Raw genomic sequence first — 25,183 nt, forward strand, 5'->3', positions numbered from 1 at the left:
TCAGAGTCACTCGTGCCGAGATGAGATCTGGAGTCAGGATGCGTTTGCCGTCCCTGCACGAGAAGTGTCTGTATGAGAAGTGCCTGTACGAAAACGTCCCGCCGTGTTAATACCGGGCAAGACCGTAGCGACCGGATTCGATTTGATCCTCGATCGCCTCGATGAAGCCACGGCCTCGCAGTCCGAGACGAATCGGGCACAGGCGCGGTTGTGGGCGTCGCTCGCTGAGCTGATGCGGCTCGCGCGGGCGAACCCGCACGTCTATCTGCGTTCCGGAGGGCTTACTGGGCGGGATGCGCTTGAGCTGGCCGAGGAAGCGGCGGCGTTCGACGCTGGCCTGCGTCTTCACCTCTCCGCAGGTCAGGTGCGTACGTTGGCCCACCGCGCGCAGCTACTCGAAGACCGGCTGCCCCGGCTGCGCGCCGTATTCGCGGCAGGCGAGACAACGACGGCGCATGTCGGCGCGGCACTCGACCTGCTGAGCGGCTGGGACGACGACACCGCAGTGCGACTCTTCGATGAGCAGCTCGCCGAACCGGCTGGAACCCTCACACCGGCCGCGTTCCGGGCACGTGCCAGACGGGCGAAGGAGAAGCTGCACGAGGAACCCGCCGAAGCCCGACACGCTCGCGCGTTCGCAGGCAGGGGCGTGTGGATGGAACCGGCAGAAAACGGCATGGCATGGGTGCACGCGCTCCTGTCAGCACCAGATGCCGTTCGTATCGTGTCCCGCCTCAACGCCACCTCCCGCGCAGAACAGAAGAAGACCAAGGTCGGAGATTCCAACTGGCGTTCACGTGACCAGATTCGTGCCGATCTGGCCGCGGCGTGGCTCGCGGGTGACGGCACGCCAACGGCCGCGAAAGTGCGGCCCGTGCTGCTTGTGCCGCTGCTATCCATGATCGGCGGAGGAGACGAGCCGATCGAACTACGCGGATATGGCACCATCGACCGCGACTCCGCTGCCCGGCTGTTCGCCGAGGCACCCTCGTTCAGGCGCGTGGCCACGAACCCGTTCACCGGTGAGAAGCTCACCTACGACCGCGAACGTTACCGCCCCACCCAGGCGCAAAAGGACTGGATCGCGTTTCGCTTCGAGAACTGCATCGATCCCACCTGCAACCGGGCCGTCGACGACACCGATGTCGACCATCTCGAAGAATGGGTACGTGACAACGGCAGAACCAACGAAGACAACCTGTTCCCGCTCTGCGAAAAGAGCAACCGTCGCAAGAACCTCAGCCGATTCGACTACGAACGCCTCCCGAATGGTCGAGTCTCCATCACCACACCGACCGGCCTCACGGTCACCACGGAGGCGGCACCCTTCTAAAACGACACGGCCCCAGCTACCGATGTCGAGGAGCGTCAAAAGCCGCTGCCGAGTACCGGCGCGCGTCCGATCGCCACAGCAATCCTGCGGCCGTCCCAGCGAAGATCAGTCCGAGGATGGCGAAGGTGTAACCGAATATCAAAGCCACCACTTCGGCGGTAACCAGGCCCAAGAGGAATCCTCGCGGCCACGATTCGCCGCGCCATGACGCTCGTGCCGCGACAAGCTGAGCTACTCCTGCTGCCGCGGTGGCGAAGAGCGGCGCTACCAGCCGCGGATCAATCGCGGAAGACCGCGCCAGGCTCGCGAGGAATGTGAAGACGAGCGGAATCAAGAAGAGCCCCCCACCCATGATCAGCAAGGCGCTCGCCCATACTGTCCCCAGCGGTGGGCGTCGTTTCGGGTAGGCGCGGTCGTCGTTCAAGGCGGGTTCCGTTCTGCGGCGCTCACTGGCGGGTGACACCTGAAATATAGTGGCTTGAGACACGGCTGCACCTATATCGGTCATCGTTCTGATCCGGGACACCGGTGCGAATTGCGCGGAACACCGCGGATCCCGTACTATAGACCCTTGGTGCCTGTGCGTTGCAGCCAGGCATGCGAACGTGAGCCCTCCATCGTTTGTGTTCTCCTCATGAGAACACGCCCGGAGCGGGATTCACGAACACCTCCGTTCGAACAAGAAAGCAGCATCACTGTGACGCGCACTTACACCCCCAAGGCAAGCGAAGTCCAGCACGACTGGGTCGTTATCGACGCCACCGACATCGTGCTCGGCCGTCTCGCCAGCCACGCCGCCGTTCTCCTCCGCGGCAAGCACAAGGCCACGTTCTCCCCCCACATGGACATGGGAGATTTCGTCATCATCGTCAACGCCGAGAAGATCGCCCTCACGGGCGCCAAGCTCGACCAGAAGAAGGCCTACCGCCACTCCGGTTACCCGGGCGGCCTGACGGCCACCACGTACGCCGAGATGCTCGAGAAGCACCCCACCCGTGCGGTTGAGAAGGCGATTCGCGGCATGCTGCCGAAGAACTCGCTCGGCCGTGCGCAGCTCACCAAGCTCAAGGTCTACGAAGGCCCAGAGCACCCACACGCCGCGCAGCAGCCCAAGCCGTACACCCTCGGCCAGGTCGCTCAGTAGCGACAACCAGACTTCTCGACTCACTAGAACCTCAGACAAAGGATTCACACCATCGTGGCGAAGATCGCAGACCAGATTGACGCGGCTCCGGAGAGCTACTCGACAGAGACTCCCGCTGAAGCCGAGACCAAGGCGCCCCGCGCCGTCCTCAACGTACCGGGAGCCGCCGTCGGCCGCCGCAAGCAGGCCATCGCCCGCGTGCGCCTTGTTCCGGGATCGGGCACCATCACGGTGAACAGCCGTGAGCTCGCAGACTACTTCCCGAACAAGCTGCACCAGCAGCTCATCAACGACCCGTTCAAGGTGCTCGACCTCCTCGGCGGCTACGACGTGATCGCCCGCATCACCGGCGGCGGCCCCTCCGGCCAGGCCGGTGCCCTGCGCCTGGGCATCGCCCGCGCGCTCAACCAGATCGACGAAGAGAACAACCGCGCCATCTTGAAGAAGAACGGATTCCTCAGCCGTGACGCTCGCGTCAAGGAGCGCAAGAAGGCCGGTCTCAAGAAGGCCCGCAAGGCTCCCCAGTTCTCCAAGCGCTAGGTCGATAGCCGGTACCGGCACGATATGCCACGACTATTCGGCACGGACGGCGTCCGGGGCTTGGCCAACCGTGAACTCACGGCTGGCCTGGCCCTCGGACTCGCCCAGGCAAGCGCCTCTGTCCTTACCCAGGGCCGACGCGCCGAGTTGCGGCGTTCACAGGGGCGTCGCCCCGTGGCCGTCGTCGCGCGCGATCCGCGCGTGTCAGGGGAGTTCATCTCTGCGGCCGTCGCGGCCGGCCTGGCGAGCTCCGGTGTTGACGTTCTCGATGCCGGTGTCATCCCGACCCCGGCTGCAGCGTTCCTGATCGCGGACATCGACGCTGACTTCGGCGTCATGGTGTCTGCCTCCCACAACCCGGCACCAGACAACGGCATCAAGTTCTTCGCGTTCGGGGGCACAAAGCTCCCCGACGAGGTCGAAGACCGCATCGAGGCATACCTTGATCGTGACGTGCTGATGCCGATCGGCGGCGATGTCGGACGCATCCGTCGGTTCGCTGATGCCGAAGACCGTTACATTGTGCATTTGCTCGGCACCCTGCCGAACCCCCTCGCCGGCATCCACGTTGTGCTCGACTGTGCGCACGGGGCAGCGGCAGGCGCTTCGCCGAGGGTGTTCACAGATGCCGGTGCGAAAGTCACCGTGATCGGTGCAGAGCCCGATGGCATCAACATCAACGACGGTGTCGGCTCGACCCACCTCGACAACCTCGCCAAGTCCGTACTCGAGCACGGCGCAGACGTCGGAATCGCCCACGACGGCGACGCCGACCGCTGCCTGGCCGTCGACAAAGACGGCAACATCATCGACGGCGACCAGATCATGGCGATTCTGGCTGTGTCGATGGCGGAGCGCGGCGTTCTGACCGATCGCACGCTCGTCGCCACGGTGATGAGCAACCTCGGCCTCCGCAAGGCCATGGCAGACAACGACATCCGTATGGTGGAGACCAAAGTCGGCGACCGGTACGTGCTCGAAGCGCTCGGCGCCGGCGGGCTGTCACTGGGTGGGGAACAGTCCGGCCACGTAATCATGACCAAGTACGCGACGACAGGCGACGGCATCCTGACCGGGCTTCACCTGGTCGCTGAGATGGCCCGTACCGGCAAGTCGCTCGCCGAGCTTGCCTCCGTGATGACGGTGTACCCGCAGATACTCGTCAACGTTCGCGGGGTCGACCACCACGCGCTGCACTCAGACGAGGTCATCGCGCAGGCCGTCACCGACGCGGAAACGGAACTCGGCGACACCGGTCGAGTGCTGCTGCGCCCGTCTGGCACTGAGCCGATGGTGCGCGTCATGGTGGAGGCGGCAGACCAGGCGACCGCAGACCGGCTGGCGAACGCGCTCGCCGAGATCGTGCGCGAGCGCCTCGCGAACTGAGCCAGCTGGCTTCCTACTTGCGCAGCAGCACCTTCGAGACCGAGTGATCGGCGTCTTTGCGCAGCACCAGCGTCGCTCTTGACCTGGTCGGGCGGATGTTCTGCAGAAGGTTCGGCTCGTTGATACTGCGCCAGATGCTGCCGGCCCGTTCCCTGGCTTCGTCTTCGCTGAGTGTCGAATAGCGATGGAAGTAAGACTGCGGATTGCTGAAGGCGCCGCGCTGCAGCTTCAGGAACCGCTCCTCGTACCAGCGGGCGATGTCGCTCGTCCTGGCGTCGACGTAGACGGTGAAGTCGAACAGGTCAGACACCGACAGGCCATGCCCAGGGGCGGGCGGCTGCAGCACGTTCAGGCCTTCAACGATCAGGATGTCCGGCTGACGCACGACCACCTGGGCGTCGGAGACGATGTCGTAGCTGAGGTGCGAGTAGAACGGCGCACGCACCTCTGCTGCTCCGCTCTTGATCTCGGTCACAAACCGCAGGAGCGCCCGGCGATCGTAGGACTCAGGGAAGCCCTTGCGCTCCATGAGCCCGCGGCGCGCCAGCTCCGCATTCGGGAACAGGAAACCGTCTGTGGTGACCAATTCCACCCGCGGGGTGTCTTCCCAGCGTGCCAGGAGCTCGCGCAGCAGGCGGGCGATGGTTGATTTGCCGACGGCCACCGACCCAGCGACACCGATCACGAACGGGGTACGCTTTGCGCGCTCGCCGAGGAAGTCGCTGGTCGCTTTGTGCAGTTTCATCGCGCTCGCGGCGTAGAGGTTCAGGAGCCTGCTGACCGGCAGGTAGACATCCGTCACCTCTGATAGCTCCAGAGGCTCGCCCAGCCCGCGCAACTGCACGATCTCAGTCTCTTTGAGCGGGAGGCGTGTCGTCGGGGCGAGCGCGGCCCAGTCGCTCCGGGACAGCTCGACGAACGGGGTGCTGTGACCGTTCGATTCCTGGTTCGGGGCAGGCTCGGACATTCCCCCAAGCTTAGTCCGACTAAAATCGTGTTCCATGTGCGGAATCGTTGGATATGTCGGAGACAGCAAGAGTCTCGAAGTGCTCATGGGCGGTCTCCGCCGACTCGAATACCGGGGTTACGACTCCGCTGGCATCGCCGTCATCGACGACGACGGCGCCCTGAACACGGCGAAGCAAGCCGGCAAGCTGGCCATGCTGTCCGGCGAACTGGACGCCCACCCGATCAACAATGGGAGCACCGGAATCGGCCACACCCGCTGGGCGACGCACGGAGCACCGAACAACGAGAACGCCCACCCGCACCTCGGGGACAACGGCCGGCTCGCGCTCATCCACAACGGCATCATCGAGAACTTCTCTCCCCTCAAAGACGAACTCCTCGCTGAGGGTTTTACCTTCGAGAGCGAGACAGACAGCGAGGTGGCGGCTGTTCTGCTCGGCCGGGAGTACCAGCGCACCGGTGACCTCGCTGCTGCGTTCCGCGCCGTCGTCGAGCGCCTTGACGGTGCCTTCACCCTCCTTGCGGTGCACCAGGACCAGCCCGGCGTCGTGGTCGGCGCCCGCCGCAACTCGCCGCTCGTGATCGGCCTGGGTGATGGTGAGAACTTCCTCGGCTCCGACGTCGCGGCATTCGTCGAATACACCCGCCGCGCCGTTGCCATCGGCCAAGACCAGATCGTGACCATCACCCCGGATGCCGTGGTCGTCACCGACTTCGCAGGCAACGCGGTCGAGACCGAAGAGTTCGACATCGCCTGGGACGCCTCGGCGTCTGAGAAGGGCGGCTGGTCGAGCTTTATGGCCAAGGAAGTGTCAGAACAACCGGATGCCGTGGCCAACACCCTGCGAGGCCGCATCAGCGACGGGGTCGTCGTTGTTCCGGAACTGACCGAATTCGGAGACGAGGTGCTCGCCGGCATCCGTCGAATCGTGATCATCGCCTGCGGGACCGCGGCCTATGCGGGCCAGACGGCGAAGTACGCGATCGAGAAGTGGGCGCAGATTCCCGTCGACGTTGAGCTCAGCCATGAGTTCCGCTATCGCGACCCGGTGCTCAGCGATGACACTCTGGTGATCTCGATCAGTCAGTCCGGCGAGACCATGGACACGCTGATGGCCGTGAAGTACGCCAGGGAGGCCGGGGCGAAGGCGATCTCGATCTGCAACACCCAGGGTGCGACTATCCCGCGCGAATCGGATGCTGTTGTCTACACCCACGCCGGGCCAGAGGTCGCTGTGGCGTCGACCAAGGCGTTTGTCGCCCAGATCGCGGCGCTCTACCTGTTCGCGCTGCACCTGGCGCGGGTGCGCGGCACGCTCGACGCGGCCGGTCTCGCCGAGCAGACCGCCGAGTTGCTGGCGATTCCAGATAAGATCGCGACCGTGCTCGAGCAGGGCGACACGGTGCGCCAGCTGGCCACCTGGATGTCGGACACCAGGGCGGTGCTCTTCCTCGGTCGTCACGTCGGGTTCCCGATCGCACTAGAGGGTGCGCTGAAGCTCAAGGAGCTCGCCTACATCCACGCGGAGGGGTTCGCGGCCGGTGAGCTCAAGCACGGGCCGATCGCGCTCATCGAGCCCGGCCAGCCGGTCTTCGTGGTTGTTCCGAGCCCGCGCGGCTCTGCCCACCTGCACCCGAAGGTCGTCTCGAACATCCAGGAGATCCGCGCACGTGGTGCCAGGGTCATCGCCATCGCAGAGCAGGGGGATGCCGCGGTGCTTCCGTTCGCTGACACCGTCATCCACATCCCGCTTGCCGCGCCGCTGTTTGAGCCACTGCTCGCCGTCGTGCCGTTGCAGCTCTTCGCCATGGAGCTCTCCGTCGCCAAAGGGCTCGACGTCGACCAGCCTCGCAACCTGGCCAAGTCGGTCACGGTCGAGTGAGCACGGTCGAGTAGGCGCAGTCGAGTGAGCACAGTGTGAGCAAACACGGTGTGAGCGAACACAGCTCATGATCAAGGGAATCGGCGTCGACATCGTCGATCTGGCCCGCTTCGAGCGGCAGATCGCGCGGACGCCCGGCCTGGTCGCACGCCTGTTCGCTGAGAGCGAACGAGAGCTGCGTCCGCATTCCCTGGCTGCCCGGTTTGCGGCCAAGGAAGCCCTGATCAAGGCCCTCGGCGACAGCTTCGAGGTCACCTGGCACGACCTGGAGGTGATCAACGACGCCGGCGGAAACCCCGAGTTCCGGCTCCACGGCAAGGCCCTCGAGGCGCTGAGGACACGGGGGATCACCAGCGTGCACCTCAGCATGACCCACGACGCCGGAGTCGCCTGCGCGTTTGTGGTTGCAGAGGGCGAATCGTGACCGCCTTCCGAGAGGCCGTCGTCGACCTCGCCGCCATCACCCGCAATGTCGAACACCTGCGCCGCGCGATCGGCACCGCGCACACCATGGCGGTCGTCAAGGCGAACGGATACGGCCACGGCGCCGTGCAGGCCGCCAGGGCAGCCGTCGCCGGTGGCGCAGACTGGCTGGGTGTTGCCGACATCGAGGAGGCGATCGAGCTCCGTGACGCGGGACTCACCGTGCCCATCCTCGCCTGGTTGCACGACCCAGAGACCGACTTCGCCGACGCGATCACGGCCGGTGTCGACATCGGTGTGTCGTCTGCCGACCAGTTGCGCCAGGTGACGGATGCTGCAGAGAGACTCGGTCGCCCTGCTGCCGTTCAGGTCAAGCTGGAAACCGGCCTCAGCCGGAACGGCGTTCACGAGTCGGAATGGGCGCCAGTGCTCACCCGGGCCGCCGAGCTGGAACAGGCCGGGCACCTGCGCGTGCGGGGTGTCTTCAGCCATCTCTCCAACGCCTCACCGGAGGACGACGCCGAGGCCGTTGATCGCTTCACGCGGGGCATCGCTCTCGCGCGCGCGGTCGGACTGCGGCCTGACCTCACCCATCTGGCCGCCTCCGCTGCGGCCCTGCGCCTGCCGGATTCCCGGTTTCAGATGGTGCGGCTCGGAATCGCCATGTACGGACTCTCGCCGTTCGACTCCGACGTCACTGCCGCCACCGAAACCGACCTCGGCCTCACCCCGGCTATGACCCTGCGCGGATGCGTCGCCGCCGTGCGCCGGGTGCAGGCCGGTGCCGGAGTGTCGTACGACTACACCTGGCGCGCCCCGGTCGATTCAAACCTCGCGCTGGTTCCGCTCGGGTATGCGGATGGGGTGCCACGCCAGGCCTCCGGACGCGCCCATGTGCGCCTCGGCGGGCGCACCAGGCCGCTGGTCGGGCGAATCGCGATGGACCAGTTTGTGGTCGACCTCGGCGACGACACGGCATCCGTCGGCGACGATGTTGTGCTGTTCGGCGACCCGGCCACCGGCGCGCCAGGAGCCACAGACTGGGCGCGGGCAGCGGGCACCATCAACTACGAGATCGTGACCCGCATCGGCAACCGGGTTCCGCGCACGTACCTGAACCCGCCTGCCGGCACCACGCCGTGATCGTGACTCGCCGATTGGAGATCCCAGACCCGGAGGCGATGCATGCTCTGGGCATCGATCTCGCCGCCGAGCTTCGCGCCGGCGACCTGGTGGTGCTCACCGGGCCGCTGGGCGCGGGCAAGACCACGTTCACGCGCGGCCTCGGCGCAGGGCTGAAGGTGCGTGGGGCGGTCACCAGCCCGACCTTTGTGCTGGCGCGCACGCATCCGAGTACCGTTGGCGGCCCGCCCCTGGTGCACGTCGACGCCTACCGGCTGCCCGGTGCTGTCGAACTCGACGACCTCGACATCGACTTCGCCGGGTCGATCGTGGTGGTCGAATGGGGACGCGGTCTGCTCGATGGCATCACCGACTCGTGGCTCGATATCGAGATCGAGCGCCCGACCGGCGCAGCCGAGTCGGCTGGGGAGGCGAAGGCGACGGATGCCGCTGCAGACGTCGGCTCCGACCCCGTGACAGGCATCGCCCCCGACACGGGCCTCTACCTCGACACGCGGCTCGACCTCGATGCCGACGAGCCGCGCACCGTCACGATCGCCGCGCACGGCCCGCGCTGGGCCGACAGCGCCGTAGGCTGAAGCCGTGCTTCTCGCCATCGATACCTCCGCCGGAACGAGCGTCGCGGTCGTCGACCGGGACGGCGGCGTGCTGAGCGAGCGGAGTGTCGCAGACACCAGGCGGCACGCAGAGGTCATCGGCCGGCTGATCGAGGAATGCCTGGCCGAAGCGGATGTCACGCGCGCCTCACTCTCGGGCGTTGCGGCAGGCATGGGACCAGGGCCGTTCACCGGCCTGCGGGTCGGCATCGCGGCAGCCAGGGTCTTCGCACTCGGCCTCGGGAAGCCGCTGGTTCCCGTGGTGAGCCACGACGCCATCGCCTTCAGCCGCTTCAGCCACGTCGACCAACTCAGCGCCGCAGACGCCCGGCAGGCACCCGGACTGCTGGTGGTCACCGACGCGCGGCGTCGCGAGGTCTACTGGTCGGCCTACAGCGGCCAGGACGAGGACGGCCTTCCCGTGCGGACTGACGGGCCGGCCTTGTCACGCCCGGCAGCGCTTGACGAGCAGTCCTTCGGGCACGCAGGCCTCCTCCGCCTCGACGCAGCCACCGTTCCGGCCGGCGCACTCGGCATGGTTGCAGAGTTGACGTTCGCTGCCGGGCATCCGTTCCCTGCCGATGAGCCGCTCTACCTTCGTTCCCCCGACGTCACGTTGTCGGCCGGCCCGAAGCGGGTGAGCTCGTGACCTGGCAGCTCCGCCGCGCCCGCCAGCGTGACGTCGACGCCATCATGGTGCTGGAGACGAGCATCTTCGTGAACGACGCCTGGTCGAACGGGATGATGACCAGGGATATCGCCGACCCGTCCTGCTACTACCTCGTCGCCTTCCCGCCAGACGAGCCGGAGAACATCGTGGCCTACGCCGGCCTGCTCGCACCGGCAGGCGCTGTGGAGGGCGACATCCAGACAATCGCGGTCGCTCCGTCTGCCAGACGAAGCGGACTCGGACGTACCCTCATCCAGAGCCTGATCACCGAAGCCCGCAAACGCGGTGCCCGCGAGGTGTTCCTCGAGGTGCGCGCAGACAACCCGGAAGCGCAGCGGCTCTACGCCCGCCTCGGCTTCGAAGACGTCGGGGTTCGCCGCGGGTACTACCAGCCAGACGGAGTCGACGCGATCGTGATGCGGGCCAGGATCGACGAACCGGTGACCACATTGGCGACGGATGCCGCGGCAGAGGCAACCGAAGAGTGTGAATGAACGGGGATCACGAGTGAACACGGCAGAACCATTGGTTCTCGGCATTGAGACCTCGTGCGATGAGACCGGAATCGGCATCGTTCGCGGCACCCGGCTGCTGTCCAACACGATCGCCTCATCGATGGAAGAACACGCCAGGTATGGCGGAGTGGTGCCTGAGGTGGCGGCACGGGCGCACCTGGAAGAGATGGTTCCCGCCATCACCGCCGCCGTCGCAGAGGCCGGAATCAGCCTCGATGACCTCGACGCCATCGCTGTCACCAGCGGCCCTGGGCTGGCTGGTGCACTCATGGTCGGCGTCGGTGCCGCAAAAGCGCTCGCCGTGGCGCTGGACAAGCCGATCTATGCGGTCAATCACCTGGTCGGGCACGTCGGTGCTGATCTGCTCAGGGTGAGCGGGCAGAGGGCTGACAGCCTGGGAGCCGACGCCCAGGGCGACGGGGAGGTCGAGCAGGACGAACCACTCGAGTACCCGACCATCGCCCTCCTCGTCTCCGGTGGCCACACGTCGCTGCTCCTCGTGCGCGACCTGGTCTCCGACGTTGAGCTCCTGGGCGAAACCATCGACGACGCGGCGGGGGAGGCCTTCGACAAGGTCGCCCGCGTGCTCGGGCTCCCTTACCCGGGCGGCCCCCAGATCGACAGGGCGGCGGAGGGCGGCGATCCACGGGCCATCCGTTTTCCTCGCGGGCTCAGCAAGCCGAAAGACCTTGTCAACCACCGTTACGACTTCTCGTTCTCTGGGCTCAAGACCGCGGTCGCCCGCTGGGTCGAGCAGCGCCAGGATGCCGGAGAGCCGGTTCCCCGCGCCGACGTCGCCGCAAGTTTTCGCGAGGCGGTGGTTGACATCCTGCTCACCAAGGCGGTCGCAGCCTGTTCCGACCTGGGCGTGCCGCGCCTGCTCCTCGGCGGGGGCGTGGTCGCGAATCGGCGCCTGCGTGCGCTGGCCGCCCTGCGAACGGATGCCGCAGGCATCACCCTGCGTATCCCGCCGCTACCTCTCTGTACCGACAACGGTGCCATGATCGCTGCCCTCGGCGCGCAGCTGATCATGGCCGGCCACGCGCCGTCCACGCTCGATTTCGGCGCAGATTCGACCCTCCCGGTCACCGATATTCAGGTGTAATACCCGGTCACTGGCGCATCTGGGCAGGAAAGCAGATATTCTGGCGGAGGGGGAAGGATGCGTCCATGGTGATTGACACCCCGTGAGTCCGGGTGCCACTATGGCACCGCCGCATCTCTGGCTTCATGAAGGAGTCAAATAATGACTGGCACGATTTTCATCACGGTCTCGAATCCAGGCGCGTCCACCACCAGCTACCCAGCGCCGCAGGCGTGGAAAGGAATGACCACTCATGAGTGATCCAAACACCCCGGAGACCCCGAAGGTTCCCGACGTACCGCAGGTTCCCGATGTACCACAGGTTCCAGAGGTGCCCGAGATTCCGGGCACCGAGAACGCCGCGGGCGCGCCCGGCAACGGTGTGGAGGAAGGTGGCGCAGGCGTGGGAAGCGACCCGCTGGCCGCTCCGGCTTCACCGCCTCCTCCGGCATACGGTGCACCGACGCCTCCTCCGGCGTACGGTTCCCCGACGCCGCCACCCGCCTATGGTGCACCGGCCGGCAATGCATACACGGGTGCTCCCGCCAAGAAGCAGCCGGTGCTCAGCCTGATCTCGATGATCGCCGGTATCGTCGGTGTGCTGGGAAGCCCGGTCGTGTTCTTCCCGTTCGTCGGCGGCATTCTCGGCCTGTTCATCCCGGCTGCCGCCGTAGTTCTCGGCTTCATGGGCAAGAAGAAGGAGCCAGAGGCCAAGGGATTCTGGCTCACCGGTATCATCACCGGCTTCGTCGGCCTCGCGGCCGCGCTGCTCAGCTTCATCCTGTGGGGTGTCGTGTTCGCCAACATCGGAACAATGGATTCGTACACCTACTAGGCAGCACAGGCTCAGGTCAGCACACGCTGAAGAGCATGCTTTCATCCGCGGGCGTTGCCATCAGGCAACGCCCGCGGCGATTCCCACGGAGAGCCGCAGATCGATGAGGCACAGATGAATGAGACGCAGTCAGGCGCAGACGGTCGGGCAGACCTGCCACCCGTCGACCTGACCACGCGCAGCGCCCCGCCAGACGGGCAGCTCGCATACGAGTCGACGGTGACGGCTCCCACGGAGTGGGTGCCTTACGTCTACACCGATGCCGAGTTGAAGGCGCTGGCCGCCCGCAGGGGCCTGTCGACCGTATCCCTCGTCATCGGGTTGCTCGGCCTGGTGGTCTCCATCGTCTGGGTCTGGGGCGGAGCACTGTCGCTCGGCGCGCTGGCGCTCGGGCTCATCGCTCGCACCGTCGAGCCCACCGCGAGATCGCGGTGGGGGTGGGGAATAGCGACCGGGCTCTTCGGCCTCGTCATCTCGGCCGGCTGGCTCTATTTCATCGCCGTGCTCGGGTCGACACCGGACTACTGACTGTCGTTACTGCTCTGGAACGATCCGCTCCACCAGCAGGGTGATGTGTTTTCCACCGACGCGGGTGAGCAGCAGAGTGCCTGACTTTGTGCCCTTCAACCGCAACCGGGTGCGCAATGCTGCCGGGTCGACATCCACGCCCCGCTTCTTGATTTCCAGGGTGCCGATTTTTCGTTCCAGCAGGGCGGATCGCAGCTTGCGTTCATCGGTCGGCAACCGTTCGAGCACGCGGAACGCCGTGGCGAACGGGGTCAGGATCAGACGGTCGGTCGTGAGATAGGCGATCGAGTTGTCGAGCATGCGCGCATCGATCGACCTGGCCAGGTCGCCGATGAGACGGGCACGGATGACGGAGCCGTCGGGTTCGTACAGGTACTCACCGATCTCGCCGGTTGGGGCATCCTGGCTGTCAGCCTCCGCGCTGAGCTCGCGTACGCCGTCGGCAGTCAGCAGCAGTGCTGAACGACGCACGCCTGCGCGGGCAAGCGGGCCGAACCACAGCGCCATCTCCACAAGCTGGCCGTCGACGGAGACCCACTGCGCCTCAGCGTCGGGTGGAAGCTGCTCGCGGTCGTGGCCGGGGCCCAGCTTCACGCCGGATGGAACCCTGCTTGCCATCTCGAACACCCACTCGAGGGGCGGCGAGTACTCGTCTGGACGGTTCAACCTGGTGGTGTTGGAATGCCCAGAGGTGCGCCTGGCCGGGTCGAACCAGAACCCGTCGACACCACTGAGATCCGCGTCGCGGGCGTCGGAATGCACCACAGTGGTGCCCGCGAACGGCGCGAGGTTGTAGCTGGCGATGGCCGCGGTGACCTCGTCGGCCTCGACGGCCTCGACCTGGATGTTCAGGGCCGCCATGGACATGGCGTCCCCGCCGATCCCGCACCCGAGGTCAGCGACCCGGCCGATGCCGGCGCCCAGGAACCGGCCGGCGTGGAGCGCGGCCACCCGCAGCCTGGTGGCCTGTTCGAGTCCGGCCTGGGTGAACAGCATGCGGCTGGCGAACTCTCCGAACTTGGAGACCGCCTTCGCCCGGAGTTTCGACTGGGTGAGAACGGCGGCGACCAGCCCGGGTGAATGCCCGGCCTTCCTGAGATCACTCACCATCCGCACGACGTCGGCCGCATCGGTGTACGGCGGAAGGGAATCCAGTAGAGCCAGTCCGGTCGGTGATAACAGCTCGACGAGCTCTCCGCGTTCCATCCCGCAAACCTACCAACCCGTGGCCGGTGACTTTGTCTGCGATGACAACGTCTGCGATCACACCCTCTGCGATCACACCTCTGGCACTCACATTGCATGAGTGCCAGAATCGCTCTAAACTCGATTTAGCACTCTCGACGTGAGTCTGCTAATCAAGTCTTAGTCAAGACAAGTCTTAGTCAAGAAAGAGGTCAACCGTGTCGGTCTCCATCAAGCCGCTCGAGGATCGCATCGTCATCAAGCAGGTCGACGCAGAGCAGACCACTGCGTCTGGTCTGGTCATTCCTGACACCGCGAAGGAAAAGCCACAGGAGGGCGAAGTCGTCGCCGTCGGCCCCGGCCGCATCGACGACAACGGCAACCGCGTGCCGCTCGACGTCGCCGTCGGCGACAAGGTGCTCTACTCCAAGTACGGCGGAACCGAGGTCAAGTTCGGCGGGGACGACCTGCTCGTTCTCTCGGCTCGCGATGTCCTCGCGGTGATCGTGCGCTAGAACGCACCACAACTCGACGAACGGATCCCGGACGGCTTGGCCGACCGGGATCCGTTCGTTAATCGCCGGGTCGGTTGAGGGAACCGCCAGGTCTTAGCATTGAGATCATGCCCGTCGACCCCGCGCCCGTTGCTTCCCCGGGCGATTCTCCGGGAGATTCCTCAGATGGGGGCGCACCGGGTCGTAACCCCGCAGACGGGGGCGAACACCGCTCAGGACTCATCTACGCCGTTCTCGCCTACGGGCTCTGGGGCATCCTTCCCCTGTACTTCCTCCTTCTGCTTCCGGCCGGTCCGTTCGAGATCGTCGCCTGGCGGGTGCTGTTCACCCTGGTCTTCTGCGTTCTGCTGATCGTCGTCACCCGCACCTGGCGGCCGTTCCTGGCGGTCCTGCGCAAGCCACGCATCGTCTGGATCATGGGGCTCGCCGGCGTCCTGATCTTCATCAACTGGCAGACCTATGTTCTCGCCGCGCTCAGCGGGCACGTCGTCGAAGCGGCGCTCGGCTATTTCATCAACCCGATCGTGACCGTTTTCCTCGGCGTTCTGGTGCTTCGCGAGCGGCTGCGGCGCCTGCAGTGGATTGCAATCGGAATCAGCCTGATCGCCGTTGTAGTGCTCACCGTCGGGTACGGGTCGCTGCCGTGGATCTCGCTGGTCCTCGCCTTCTCCTTCGGCTTCTACGGACTCATCAAGAAGCGCGTCGGCCGAGAGGTCGATGCGGTCACCGGTCTCACCCTCGAGACGGCGTGGCTGGCCCCGGTAGCGATCGTCCAGCTGATCGTTGTTGCGGGCATCTCCGGACTCACCTTCGGAACGGTCTCTCCCTGGCACACGGTCGGCCTCCTCTCTGCGGGCGTGGTCACGGCCGTACCGTTGCTTCTCTTCGCCTCAGCGGCCCGCCGGCTTCCGCTCACCACACTGGGCCTGGTGCAGTTCTTCGCCCCCGTGCTGCAGTTCCTCGTCGGCGTGTTCATCCTGGGGGAGCCGATGCCACTCGAACGGTGGATCGGCTTCGGGCTGGTCTGGGTGGCACTGGTCATCTTGACGGCCGACATGATCGCTTCTGGACGCGCACCACGGCGAGCATCCCTCGAACCGACCTGATCTGGCGCTACGCTCGGTGCCGCGCCGCAGCCTGATCGAAGCAGCAGGTGTCGCAACAGCAGCACGCACAGCGAGAGGACACCGGATGCCCCGCCAGAGGCCGACCGCAGTGGTCATCGCACTCGTGACCCTGATGAGCGCTGCTGCGTTCACCGCCTGTGCCCCAGTGTCACCCACCCCCACCCCCACCCCGACGCCGACTGTGCAGCCGACGATCGTGCCGACCGGAGACGGGGTGCTCCGCATCGGCACGCTCTTCCCGATGACCGGAGACGCCGCTGCCGGTGGCGCAGCCCAGGTCGCAGGAACCGAGGTGGCAGCGAGGGAGATCGATCGGGAAGGCGGCGTGCTCGGGCAGCCGATCGAGCTGATCCACCGCAACTCCGTCGGTGATGTGCCGGCCGCCATCGCCGACCTCGCTGCGCGCGGAGTCGACGTGATTCTCTGGGACCTGAACACTCCGACGCCGACGGATGCCGCGGCATCCGTCACCGCCGCAGGTGCTGTCATCGTCTCGCTGGCGGATCTGGCAGCACAAACGGGCAGCGTGGCGGGCGACGACACCTTCACCGTGCGGTTGCGAATGGAGGACCCAGGGCTCTCGGATGGAGCCGGTGGGGCGCAGGCCTACGACGCCGTGGTGCTGGTGGCGCTTGCCGCGACCGAGGCCGGTGACGACGGCGGGGCGTCGGTCGAGCACGCACTCACGACGGTGTCCCGCGGCGACACTTCGTGCCCATCCTGGGGCCAGTGCCGTGCGGCGCAGGATGACGGTCGAACGATCGGCTACCAGCGCGCGAACGGCCAAACAGGATCGTAACGATTTGGGACGGTTTACCGGGTTGTTACGCTGTCGCCTTGTAACCGGGCGCTCCTGTGAATATTGTGACAGAACGGCAGTCAGTCGGCTGCCGTGATTTATCGATTCCTAGTCCCAAGGAGCAACATGAGCGTATTCGCGAAGGCCCCGGCCTCCCGCTCAGTCCGGGCAGTCGTCACTGGCGTCGCCATGCTCGGCGTCAGCGCACTTCTCCTCACCGGATGCAGCGGCGGAGCAAATGCACCCGCCGATGAGACGGATGCACCGGCCGCGAACAGCGGAGATGCTAACCCGATCGAGGCAGGTGACCGCGATCTGACCCTGAAGATCGGCACGATCCTCCCTCAGAGTGGCGCCCTGGCGTTCCTCGGCCCGCCAGAAGAGGCCGGCGTGGCCCTGGCAGTGAAAGACATCAACGACGCGGGTCTTGGCATCAATGTCGAAGCCATCTTCCGCGACTCCGGTGACACGCAGACAGACACCGCAACGGTCTCCGTGACCGACCTCCTCTCGCAGGATGTCTCTGCGATCGTCGGTGCGGCGTCCTCCGGGGTGTCGAAGACCGTGATCGACCAGATCACGGGTGCCGGCGTCGTGCAGTTCTCACCGGCCAACACCTCGGCGGAGTTCACTGACTACAGCGACAACGGATTGTATTTCCGTACCGCCCCGTCGGATGTCCTGCAGGGTGAAGTGCTCGGCAATCTGATCGCCGAAGATGGAAACAGCACCCTCGGGCTGATCGTCCTGAACGACGCGTACGGAACGGGATTGGCCGAATACACCACGACGGCGTTCGAAGCCGCCGGTGGAGAGGTCGTCGCGACGTCGCTGTTCAATGAGGGCGACTCGAACTTCGCCTCTCAGATCTCCGAGGTCACGGCAGCTAACCCTGACGCGATCGCGCTGATCACCTTCGACCAGGCCAAGGTCGTCGTTCCCCAGCTGGTCGGCTCAGGTTACCCGGGCGACAAGCTGTACTTCGTCGACGGCAACCTGTCCGACTACAGTGCGGACTTCGCACCCGGACTCGTTGACGGATCGAAGGGCACGCTGCCCGGTCTCGACACGGGCACGCTCGGTGACTTCACCGATCGCCTGCTCGAGGTGGATCCCGGCCTGCAGGACTACAGCTACGCAGCAGAGTCCTACGACGCCGTGATGCTGATCGCCCTGGCCGCATACGCTGCCAACGATGTCTCGGGAGAGAAGATCGCAGAGTACCTGCAGCAGGTATCAGGTGGCACCGGTGATGGTAAGACCGTCACCGACTTCACGGAGGCCGCAGATCTCCTGAAGGCCGGCGAGCAGGTCGACTGGGACGGTTTCTCCGGTCCGATCACGTTCGATGAGAACGGCGACCCGACCGAGGCGACCATCGGTATCTACCAGTACGGCGCAGACAACACCTACGCCCGCATCAACTAGTAGCAGTCGTGAAAGGTGAGGGGCCCGGCAATGCCGGGCCCCTCACCTCGTTTCCTACCCGTCGGTGATTATTCAGCGTTTGCCCTTTTTTCACTGTACAGTGAATAAATGCGGAATCCTGAACAAAAGGCGCTAACCGTCCTGGCTGATGCCCTACCAGCGGGCGTCGAGATAGTTCAGGATGAAAGAACAGACGTCGCGGGCGTGACGATCAATGTGCCAGGGCACACACCGATATTGGTCGATCTTGCATGGGCTGGCGCTGGATTTCCCCGAGACATAGAGCGCGCACTCACCAAAATCTCCGGGAACCGTAAAGCTCTCGTCATCACCGCAGAAGCCATGTCGGAGGGCGCGCAACGCATTCTCGGTGAGCAGGGAATAGCCTGGGCATCTGCTGACGGGGCGGCCAACCTTGTGTTGGGAACCATATGGGTTGTCAAGGATCCAAAGCGGTCGCCACGGCCGCGCGGTCGTGGCGCTGTCAACTGGACAAATTCACTCGCGACGATCGCAGAGACAGTACTCAATAGGGCACGGCTTCGCGACGATACCTATGACGGCATTCTCGTCCCCAGCGTCGGTCAATTGAGCAGTGAGTCGTATCGATCGGCGGGCTCGGTTTCGAACGCGCTAACGACGTTCGACCGCGAGGGTTGGACGCAAAAGGTGGGGTCCCGAAGGGGGAGGAGCGCAATACGCCAGCTTGTAGCACCCGGGCCGATGCTCGACGCATGGGCGGCTCACGAAGCGGTTGTCCATGAGCAGGTCGCCGAGTACCACTCATTGACCCGTGACCCCATCCAACTTGGCCTTGCGATAGCTTCCGAGTTTGAGGCAGCAGTCTTCAGCGGTCGTTTCGCAGCAGATAGGCTCGCGCCATTCTCGACAGAAATCGGCGTGATACGTTGCTATCTACCTGACGAGATGACTTTGCGGGCCCGAGAAGACCGGCTCCGGCGGATTGGGTTGACACTTGCGCCGGGCGCCGGGCGCCTGAAAGTGTTGTGGGCGGGGCCACACATTGTCCAGCAGTCGAGAACGGTCGACGGGTTTCGCCTCGCATCGCCGGTACGTACGTATGCTGATCTGTTGCGTGAATCTAGTCGGGGAGAAGAGGCGGCCGCCCATCTGCGCGAGACTGCGATTGGGTTTTGACATGAACACACCAGTACCGCGATCGCGGGAATCTCGTGCTCGCGCCGAACGTGCGTTCGCGCGACTTCTGGATGCCGTAGGAGACCATTGGGACAAGCTGATTCTCATTGGGGGTTTGCTCCCAGAACGGCTCGTAGGCGAAGCAGAGCCGCACCAAGGCACCACGGATGTAGACGTTGTTCTTGACCTGGCACTCGTGTTCGATCGTGATGAGCAAGACTTTGGTTGGCTTGAACAAGCACTTCTCGGGGCCGGATTCGCGCAGCACAAGCCAAATATTGGTTGGCGCTGGGAGATCAAGATAGAGGGCTTCGTCGTCCTTGTCGACTTCTTAGTGGACGTCACGGATAACAAGGGGCAGGAACTCGCTCTTCCGGGAGCTCATTGCCTTGGCGCCATGAATGTGTCCGGTCCTCAGGTTGTATTCATGGCAACTCAGCACATCCACATAGGCGGACGGCAGGCGCTCGCTGCGGACATTGGCGGCTATCTTGTCGCAAAAGCCTCCGCCGTTGTCATTCGTACCTTGAAGAAGGACCTTTATGACTTCGCATATGTAGTGGTGCATTCGCTGCGAGGCGAGATCGATATCGCATTTGCTGCTGCCAAGGCGAGCGCCAGTTCAAGCAGCTCGATTGCTCTAGGTAACGTCCGTGCCGCGTGCAGGATGTTCGAAGATGTTCGGGGAGACGCCGCCTCTGCCTACGCTACCGCTGCTCACGAGACCAATCCCGTCGAGCCAATCGAGGTGCATGCGCTCGACGCCGTTGTCGCAGTTGGGCAATTTCTTGGTCGATTCGAGATGATCTTGGCAAAGGGCGGGCAATCGACCTGACGTTGGGCTATCGGCAACGAAGGGCGGTCGGGGCCTATCTCTGTGCTTGCCGCACAGTTCACTCCCAGACTATTGATAGGTGCACCCGGCAGACTGTGCACGTCCGCTACAGCGAAACGAGATCCCTTCCCCATGACTTTCCTGACTTCCGCGCGCCGTGGTGCGCCCCTGGCACTCATTGCGGCATCGTCACTGGTGTTGGTCGGCTGCGCCGGCGGCTCCGGCGACGAGAAGAAGAACGAGTCCTCGGCCGACGCCGCTGCCTGCACCGAATACCCATCGGGCGCGGCCAGTGATGATGTCACTGTTACCGGTGACTTGGGCGCTGAAGCGCTGACCGCCGAGTTCACCGCGCCCGTTGAGGCCAAGGAGCTCGAGCGCACCATCGCCAGCGCCGGCGACGGCGAGGTCACCGCGGCGGGCGACACCGTCAATGTGCAGATCACTATTTTCAACGGAACGTCTGGCGAGAGCACCTTCAGCCAGCCGGCGTCGATGCCGGTCGGCGATGACACGATCCTGGAGGCCTTCCTCGCGGGCTTTGAGTGCGTGCCGGTCGGATCGCGTGTTGTCACCGTTGTGCCGTCTGCCAGCCTCTTTGAAGGGGCGGGCAACGAGCAGCTCGGACTCGCCGCAGGTGATCCAGCAGTGATCGTCACCGACGTGATCGACACGGTCGCGCCCGTGACCCCCGTTGAATGGAAAGAGAACCCCGCTGAGGTCGTGTTCAACGGTGAGGAGCCCCCCACGCTCACCCTTCCCGGTGCCCAGCCGCCTGCCGAGCTGCTGCTCGCGGTGCTCGAAGAGGGCGACGGAGCAGTGGTGGGCGACGGCGACAGCGTCACGATCAACTACCAGGGCACCAGCTGGAACACCGGCGAGATCTTCGACCAGAGCTACGGGAAAGAGCCGGCGACGTTCGCCACCACGGGCGTCATCCCCGGCTTCGGCGCCGCGATGGTCGGCCAGAAGGTCGGCTCGAAGCTCGTGGTCTCCATCCCGCCGAAGGATGCATACGGCGAAGAGGGCACCGGCCACGAGCTGGCCGGTCAGACCCTCGTATTCGTGATCGAGATTCTCGACGCCAAGGCTGCAGGCAAGTAGCGTCGCCGTACTCCGCGCCGCACCCTGCCGGCGGCCTCAGCCGACGCGGCCTGTGGACGCGCTCAGTCGTCGTCCTGGCCGAGCGTGCCGAGGTACAGGCCGATGACCTTCGGGTCGTTCAGCAACTCGCGCCCGGTGCCGGTGTAGGCATCGTGGCCCTGGTCTAGAACGTAGCCGCGATCGCAGATCTGCAGGCAGCGGCGTGCGTTCTGCTCGACCATGATGGTGGTCACACCGGCCTTGTTGATCTCCTTGACCCTCAGGAACGCCTCATCCTGGCGCACGGGGGACAGGCCGGCGCTCGGCTCGTCGAGCAGCAGCACGTGCGGCCCCATCATGAGTGCCCGTGACATGGCCACCATCTGCCGCTCGCCGCCGGAGAGAGAGCCCGCTCGTTGGCCAAGGCGCTTTTTCAGCTCGGGAAAGATCTCGGTGACGAACTCCAGGCGTTCCGACAGGCCCTTCGGCTTCTGGAAGATGCCCATCTCCAGGTTTTCTTGAATCGTCAGGGTCGGAAACACATTCTCGGTCTGCGGCACAAAGCCGACCCCTTTGGTGACCAGCTTGTTCGCCTTCAGGTTGGTGATGTCGTCTCCGCGCAGCCTGATCTGGCCTTCGCGAACCTTCACCAGGCCGAAGATCGACTTCAGGAGGGTTGACTTGCCTGCACCGTTCGGGCCGATGATGCCGATGAGTTCACCGTCATACGCCGTCAATGAGCATTTGGTGAGGATGTTGACACCGGGCAGGTAGCCGGCGGTGATGTCGTCGACCTCGACCACGGCAGCCTTGGTAGACACCGCTGCGGGGGCGGATGCCGGCGTCTGGCTAGAGTTCGTCATCGAGAAGCTCCTTCATGGCCTCAACGTTCTCGGTGTCCTCACCGAGATCTTCGTCGTGGTGCTTGCCGAGGTACGCGTCGATCACGGCCTGATTCTGCATGACCTCGTAGGGATCGCCCTCAGCGACCACACGGCCCTCTGCCATGACGACCACCCAGTCGGCGATGTGACGCACCATATGCATGTCATGCTCGACGAACAGCACGCTCATGCCCTCTGACTTGAGGTTCAGGACGTGGTCGAGGAGTGACTGCGTCAGTGCGGGGTTCACACCGGCCATCGGCTCGTCTAGCATCACCAGCGTCGGGTCGCTCATCAGCGCACGAGCCATCTCGAGGAGCTTGCGCTGCCCGCCGGAGAGGCTGGCCGCGTAGTCGTTTTTCTTGGTGTCGAGTTTGAATCTGGTGAGGAGTTCGAGCGCCTTCGCCTCGTTCGCCGTTTCCTGCCCCCGCCAGAGGAAGGGCAGCACAGACTTGACCAGGCTCTCCCCATCCTGTCCCTTTGCGCCGAGCAACATGTTGTCCATGACGGTCAGCAGGCCAAGGGCCTTGGTCAACTGGAAAGTGCGAACCTGACCCATGCGCGCGACCTTGTAGGCCGGCACTCCGCCGAGAGATCGGCCCTCGAAGGTCCAGGTTCCGGTGTCTGGCTTGTCGAAACCGGTGAGCAGGTTGAACAGCGTGGTCTTGCCGGCTCCGTTCGGTCCGATCAGCGCGGTGATGGCCCCGCGGGGTACCTCGAGATGATCGACGTCGACGGCCTTGAGGCCGCCGAAGGAACGACTGACCTTGTCTGCCACCAGGATCGGGTCGCGTTTGGCGCAACCGGGCTCAGCCGCACCGATGTGCAGCCCGGTCGACTTGACCGGCTTGCTGGTGGGCACGATGTTACTTGACAAAGGCCAACTCCTTCTTGTTCCCGAAGATGCCTTGCGGTCTGAACACCACTATCAGCATGATCGCAACGCCGACCAGGATGAACCGTAGCTGTCCGGCCTGGATGCTCGACATGAACGGCAGCCAGCCGGCTTCGACTGCGCGGGCGATGAACCCGGAGAAGAACGACAACAGCACCCAGAAGATCATCGAGCCGATCACCGGGCCGAGGATCGTGGCCGCACCACCCAGCAGCAGGATCGCGTAGATGAAGAACGTCAGCGACGTCTGGTAATTCGACGGCACGACAGCACGCGGCAGCGCGAAGATCATGCCCGCAAGGGTGCCGAAGACACCACCGAGGATCAGGGACTGCATCTTGTATGAATAGACGTTCTTCCCGAGCGCTCGCACGGCATCCTCGTCTTCACGGATGCCCTTGATAACGCGGCCCCACGGGCTTCGCATCAGCTGCCAGGTGAGCAGGCAGGCCAGGATGACGACGGACCAGGCGACGATACGCAGCCACCAGTCGTAGGCGTTGTACTCGAACGGACCGAAGCCGTACGTTCCGTCTGGAATCGGGTTCAGGGCTGCGAATTCGGTTTTGTAGCCGCTCAGGCCATTGGCTGAACCGGTCACCGAGTTGAAGGTGTTGGTGGTGAACAGCAGCCGCACGATCTCCGCCGCCGCGATCGTCACGATCGCCAGATAGTCGGCGCGAAGCCGCAGGGTCGGCACACCGAGAACGATGGCGAAGACGACGGATGCCCCGATACCCACCAGCACGGCGCCCCAGACAGGGAACCCGAAGGTGAGGATCGAGATCGCATACCCGTATGCGCCGAGGGCCATGAAGCCGGCCTGCCCGAAGTTCAGCAGGCCTGTGTAACCGAAGTGAATTGCCAGGCCGAGTGCGGCGAGGGCGTATGCGGCAGTGGTCGGGCTGATCAGCTCGACGGCTGCGTTTCCAAAGATTGCTCCCCAGTCGATCATGTCCCGGCCCTAACCAATTCTCTCTTTACGACCGAGGATGCCCTGCGGTCGGAACAGCAGCACCACGATCAAAACGATGAGTGCGCCGACGTACTTGAGGTCGGACGGCAGCCACAGGGTGGACAACTCCACGAAGAGGCCGACGATGATGGATCCGAGCAGCGCCCCGAAGGCTGTGCCGAGGCCACCGAGCACCACGGCCGCGAACACGAGCAGCAGGATCTGGAAGCCCATGTCCCAGCTGACCCCCGGCCGGAAGTAGGCCCAGAGCACACCGCTCAGGCCGGCCAACGCCGCACCGAGCACCCAAACGATGCGGATGACGCGGTCCACGTCGATTCCACTCGCCGAGGCGAGGCTCGGGTTGTCGGCGACGGCTCGCGTCGCCTTGCCGATGCGGGTGCGCAGCAGGAAGAAGGAGATGGCCAGGAGGACCACGATGCTGATGGCCATGCTGCCGAGGTCGATCAGCGACAGCGAGATCGCGCCCCAATGGAGGTCAGCCAGGCCGGAACCTGGAAGCTGTTCGGTCTGGCCACCATAGAAGAACTGGTAAAGATAGCGCAGCGCCAGCGACAGGCCGATGCTGACGATCATCAAAGGGATCACCCCGACACCTCTTCGCCGGAGTGGCTTCCAGATTCCCGCGTCGAGCCCCCAACCGAGCGCGGCGCTCAGGATAACGGCGATGATGATCGCGAGCCAGATCGGCAGCGCGAAGGTGACAGAGAACGTGAGCGTCATCAGCGCGCCGAAGGTGATCATCTCAGCGTGGGCGAAGTTGCTGAGCCCGGTTGTTCCGTAGATCAGCGAGAGGCCGATGGCGGCGAGGGCGAGCAGCAGGCCGAAGTTGAGCCCGTTCGCAAAGCGGTTGATGAACTGGTCGAAGAAGCTCACGGTCACTCGTTCGCCCTCACCGAGGAAGAAGTTCACCGATTTCGTCTTGGTCAGCCCGAACTCCGCGGTGGTTTCGTTGCCGCCCTCTTCTTTGACGATGACGCCCTTTGGCAGCGAGTCTTCGTCGAGGACGACCTTGTACGTCGCCTTCTCGGGCACGCCGACTCGCCACTTGCCATCGGCATCCGTCTTCACCTCGGCTTCGTAGCCGCCCCCGGTGACCGTGATGAGCACTCCCTCGACGGGTTCGCCACCGAACTGAACGTTGCCGCCGAGGCTATATTCGTACTTGTCGGTGTTGACTTCGTCCGCATGGGCCGGGCTCGGGGACAGCACGGAGAGCATCAGGGCAGCCATCAGGACGCCGAGGAAT

Annotated in this window: 27 protein-coding genes; 20 read left to right on the forward strand and 7 right to left on the reverse strand. The window is 64.7% G+C overall.

Annotated elements, in window-relative coordinates; translation table 11 throughout:
- Positions 1-103 precede the first annotated feature (103 nt).
- The gene (locus K323_RS0114110) at positions 104-1,333 is read left to right on the forward strand and encodes an HNH endonuclease signature motif containing protein (RefSeq protein ID WP_022885274.1); all 1,230 of its coding nucleotides are present in this window, start codon (positions 104-106) and stop codon (positions 1,331-1,333) included.
- A gap of 16 nt (positions 1,334-1,349) precedes the next feature.
- Here K323_RS0114110 and K323_RS0114115 read toward each other — a convergent pair whose 3' ends face one another.
- Positions 1,350-1,757, reverse strand: coding sequence for a hypothetical protein (locus K323_RS0114115; RefSeq protein ID WP_157509445.1), 408 nt, complete (start codon positions 1,755-1,757; stop codon positions 1,350-1,352).
- Positions 1,758-2,030: 273 nt separating this feature from the next.
- Here K323_RS0114115 and rplM point away from each other — a divergent pair, with 273 nt between their 5' ends.
- The 3 genes from rplM to glmM are packed head-to-tail and all read left to right on the forward strand — an operon-like array spanning position 2,031 to position 4,403.
- Positions 2,031-2,477 carry a 50S ribosomal protein L13 gene (gene rplM / locus K323_RS0114120; protein ID WP_022885928.1) on the forward strand — a complete coding sequence of 149 codons (447 nt, stop codon included), beginning with the start codon at positions 2,031-2,033 and terminating at the stop codon, positions 2,475-2,477.
- A 54-nt stretch (positions 2,478-2,531) separates the two neighbouring features.
- Entirely contained in the window at positions 2,532-3,017 is a 486-nt protein-coding gene (gene rpsI / locus K323_RS0114125; RefSeq protein ID WP_022885929.1) for a 30S ribosomal protein S9, read from the forward strand.
- A 24-nt stretch (positions 3,018-3,041) separates the two neighbouring features.
- Entirely contained in the window at positions 3,042-4,403 is a 1,362-nt protein-coding gene (gene glmM, locus K323_RS0114130; RefSeq protein ID WP_022885930.1) for a phosphoglucosamine mutase, read from the forward strand.
- 13 nt (positions 4,404-4,416) lie between these two features.
- Here the strand turns inward: glmM and coaA are convergent, their stop codons facing one another.
- Positions 4,417-5,370: a type I pantothenate kinase gene (coaA, locus tag K323_RS0114135; RefSeq protein WP_022885931.1), complete on the reverse strand. Its 954-nt coding sequence runs from the start codon at positions 5,368-5,370 to the stop codon at positions 4,417-4,419.
- A gap of 34 nt (positions 5,371-5,404) precedes the next feature.
- Here coaA and glmS point away from each other — a divergent pair, with 34 nt between their 5' ends.
- From glmS to K323_RS0114180, 9 genes are all read left to right on the forward strand, one after another.
- Positions 5,405-7,255, forward strand: coding sequence for a glutamine--fructose-6-phosphate transaminase (isomerizing) (gene glmS / locus K323_RS0114140; RefSeq protein WP_022885932.1), 1,851 nt, complete (start codon positions 5,405-5,407; stop codon positions 7,253-7,255).
- A gap of 67 nt (positions 7,256-7,322) precedes the next feature.
- Entirely contained in the window at positions 7,323-7,679 is a 357-nt protein-coding gene (locus K323_RS0114145; protein WP_022885933.1) for a holo-ACP synthase, read from the forward strand.
- Positions 7,673-8,821, forward strand: coding sequence for an alanine racemase (alr, locus tag K323_RS30255; protein ID WP_026851664.1), 1,149 nt, complete (start codon positions 7,673-7,675; stop codon positions 8,819-8,821). The genes K323_RS0114145 and alr overlap by 7 nt, the downstream gene beginning before the upstream one ends.
- Before the next feature lie 2 nt (positions 8,822-8,823).
- On the forward strand, positions 8,824-9,399 hold the full coding sequence (tsaE, locus tag K323_RS30260) for a tRNA (adenosine(37)-N6)-threonylcarbamoyltransferase complex ATPase subunit type 1 TsaE (protein WP_281170165.1): 576 nt from the start codon (positions 8,824-8,826) through the stop codon (positions 9,397-9,399).
- A gap of 4 nt (positions 9,400-9,403) precedes the next feature.
- Complete coding sequence (tsaB, locus tag K323_RS0114160) at positions 9,404-10,066, forward strand: tRNA (adenosine(37)-N6)-threonylcarbamoyltransferase complex dimerization subunit type 1 TsaB (protein ID WP_022885936.1); 663 nt, start codon at positions 9,404-9,406, stop codon at positions 10,064-10,066.
- The gene (gene rimI / locus K323_RS26210; RefSeq protein ID WP_033373199.1) at positions 10,063-10,581 is read left to right on the forward strand and encodes a ribosomal protein S18-alanine N-acetyltransferase; all 519 of its coding nucleotides are present in this window, start codon (positions 10,063-10,065) and stop codon (positions 10,579-10,581) included. The genes tsaB and rimI overlap by 4 nt, the downstream gene beginning before the upstream one ends.
- Positions 10,547-11,707 (forward strand): tRNA (adenosine(37)-N6)-threonylcarbamoyltransferase complex transferase subunit TsaD, encoded by a 1,161-nt coding sequence (tsaD, locus tag K323_RS0114170; protein ID WP_051147370.1) that lies wholly within the window; start codon positions 10,547-10,549, stop codon positions 11,705-11,707. Before rimI ends, tsaD begins: the two co-directional genes overlap by 35 nt.
- A gap of 232 nt (positions 11,708-11,939) precedes the next feature.
- A complete protein-coding gene (locus tag K323_RS0114175; protein ID WP_022885937.1) occupies positions 11,940-12,521 on the forward strand; it encodes a DUF4190 domain-containing protein in 582 nt (193 codons plus the stop codon).
- 114 nt (positions 12,522-12,635) lie between these two features.
- Positions 12,636-13,049: a hypothetical protein gene (locus K323_RS0114180; RefSeq protein ID WP_157509446.1), complete on the forward strand. Its 414-nt coding sequence runs from the start codon at positions 12,636-12,638 to the stop codon at positions 13,047-13,049.
- A 6-nt stretch (positions 13,050-13,055) separates the two neighbouring features.
- Here the strand turns inward: K323_RS0114180 and K323_RS0114185 are convergent, their stop codons facing one another.
- The gene (locus K323_RS0114185; RefSeq protein WP_022885939.1) at positions 13,056-14,255 is read right to left on the reverse strand and encodes a class I SAM-dependent methyltransferase; all 1,200 of its coding nucleotides are present in this window, start codon (positions 14,253-14,255) and stop codon (positions 13,056-13,058) included.
- A gap of 197 nt (positions 14,256-14,452) precedes the next feature.
- Between K323_RS0114185 and groES the strand changes: the two genes are divergently transcribed.
- The 7 genes from groES to K323_RS0114220 all read left to right on the forward strand — a co-directional run bounded on the left by groES (position 14,453) and on the right by K323_RS0114220 (position 21,200).
- Positions 14,453-14,749, forward strand: a complete 297-nt coding sequence (gene groES / locus K323_RS0114190) for a co-chaperone GroES (protein WP_022885940.1) — start codon at positions 14,453-14,455, stop codon at positions 14,747-14,749.
- A gap of 107 nt (positions 14,750-14,856) precedes the next feature.
- The gene (rarD, locus tag K323_RS26215; RefSeq protein ID WP_022885941.1) at positions 14,857-15,855 is read left to right on the forward strand and encodes an EamA family transporter RarD; all 999 of its coding nucleotides are present in this window, start codon (positions 14,857-14,859) and stop codon (positions 15,853-15,855) included.
- An 85-nt stretch (positions 15,856-15,940) separates the two neighbouring features.
- A complete protein-coding gene (locus K323_RS0114200; protein ID WP_084697334.1) occupies positions 15,941-16,675 on the forward strand; it encodes an ABC transporter substrate-binding protein in 735 nt (244 codons plus the stop codon).
- A 126-nt stretch (positions 16,676-16,801) separates the two neighbouring features.
- Positions 16,802-18,103, forward strand: a complete 1,302-nt coding sequence (locus K323_RS0114205; protein ID WP_022885943.1) for an ABC transporter substrate-binding protein — start codon at positions 16,802-16,804, stop codon at positions 18,101-18,103.
- Positions 18,104-18,211: 108 nt separating this feature from the next.
- Positions 18,212-19,261: a hypothetical protein gene (locus K323_RS0114210; protein WP_022885944.1), complete on the forward strand. Its 1,050-nt coding sequence runs from the start codon at positions 18,212-18,214 to the stop codon at positions 19,259-19,261.
- A gap of 1 nt (position 19,262) precedes the next feature.
- The gene (locus tag K323_RS0114215; protein WP_033373204.1) at positions 19,263-20,096 is read left to right on the forward strand and encodes a hypothetical protein; all 834 of its coding nucleotides are present in this window, start codon (positions 19,263-19,265) and stop codon (positions 20,094-20,096) included.
- 132 nt (positions 20,097-20,228) lie between these two features.
- Positions 20,229-21,200, forward strand: coding sequence for an FKBP-type peptidyl-prolyl cis-trans isomerase (locus K323_RS0114220; protein ID WP_022885946.1), 972 nt, complete (start codon positions 20,229-20,231; stop codon positions 21,198-21,200).
- Between the two features lie 62 nt (positions 21,201-21,262).
- Here K323_RS0114220 and K323_RS0114225 read toward each other — a convergent pair whose 3' ends face one another.
- Genes K323_RS0114225 through K323_RS0114240 form a run of 4 tightly spaced genes read right to left on the reverse strand, consistent with a single transcriptional unit; the run spans position 21,263 to position 25,167 of the window.
- Positions 21,263-22,042: an ABC transporter ATP-binding protein gene (locus tag K323_RS0114225; protein WP_022885947.1), complete on the reverse strand. Its 780-nt coding sequence runs from the start codon at positions 22,040-22,042 to the stop codon at positions 21,263-21,265.
- Positions 22,029-22,940 carry an ABC transporter ATP-binding protein gene (locus K323_RS26220; RefSeq protein WP_051147371.1) on the reverse strand — a complete coding sequence of 304 codons (912 nt, stop codon included), beginning with the start codon at positions 22,938-22,940 and terminating at the stop codon, positions 22,029-22,031. The genes K323_RS0114225 and K323_RS26220 overlap by 14 nt, the downstream gene beginning before the upstream one ends.
- Positions 22,930-23,910 (reverse strand): branched-chain amino acid ABC transporter permease, encoded by a 981-nt coding sequence (locus K323_RS0114235; RefSeq protein WP_026851668.1) that lies wholly within the window; start codon positions 23,908-23,910, stop codon positions 22,930-22,932. Before K323_RS0114235 ends, K323_RS26220 begins: the two co-directional genes overlap by 11 nt.
- Positions 23,911-23,922: 12 nt before the next feature.
- Entirely contained in the window at positions 23,923-25,167 is a 1,245-nt protein-coding gene (locus K323_RS0114240; RefSeq protein ID WP_033373224.1) for a branched-chain amino acid ABC transporter permease, read from the reverse strand.
- Positions 25,168-25,183: the final 16 nt, after the last annotated feature.

It is taken from the genome of Glaciibacter superstes DSM 21135 (assembly GCF_000421145.1).
Classification (GTDB): Bacteria; Actinomycetota; Actinomycetes; order Actinomycetales; family Microbacteriaceae; genus Cryobacterium; species Cryobacterium superstes.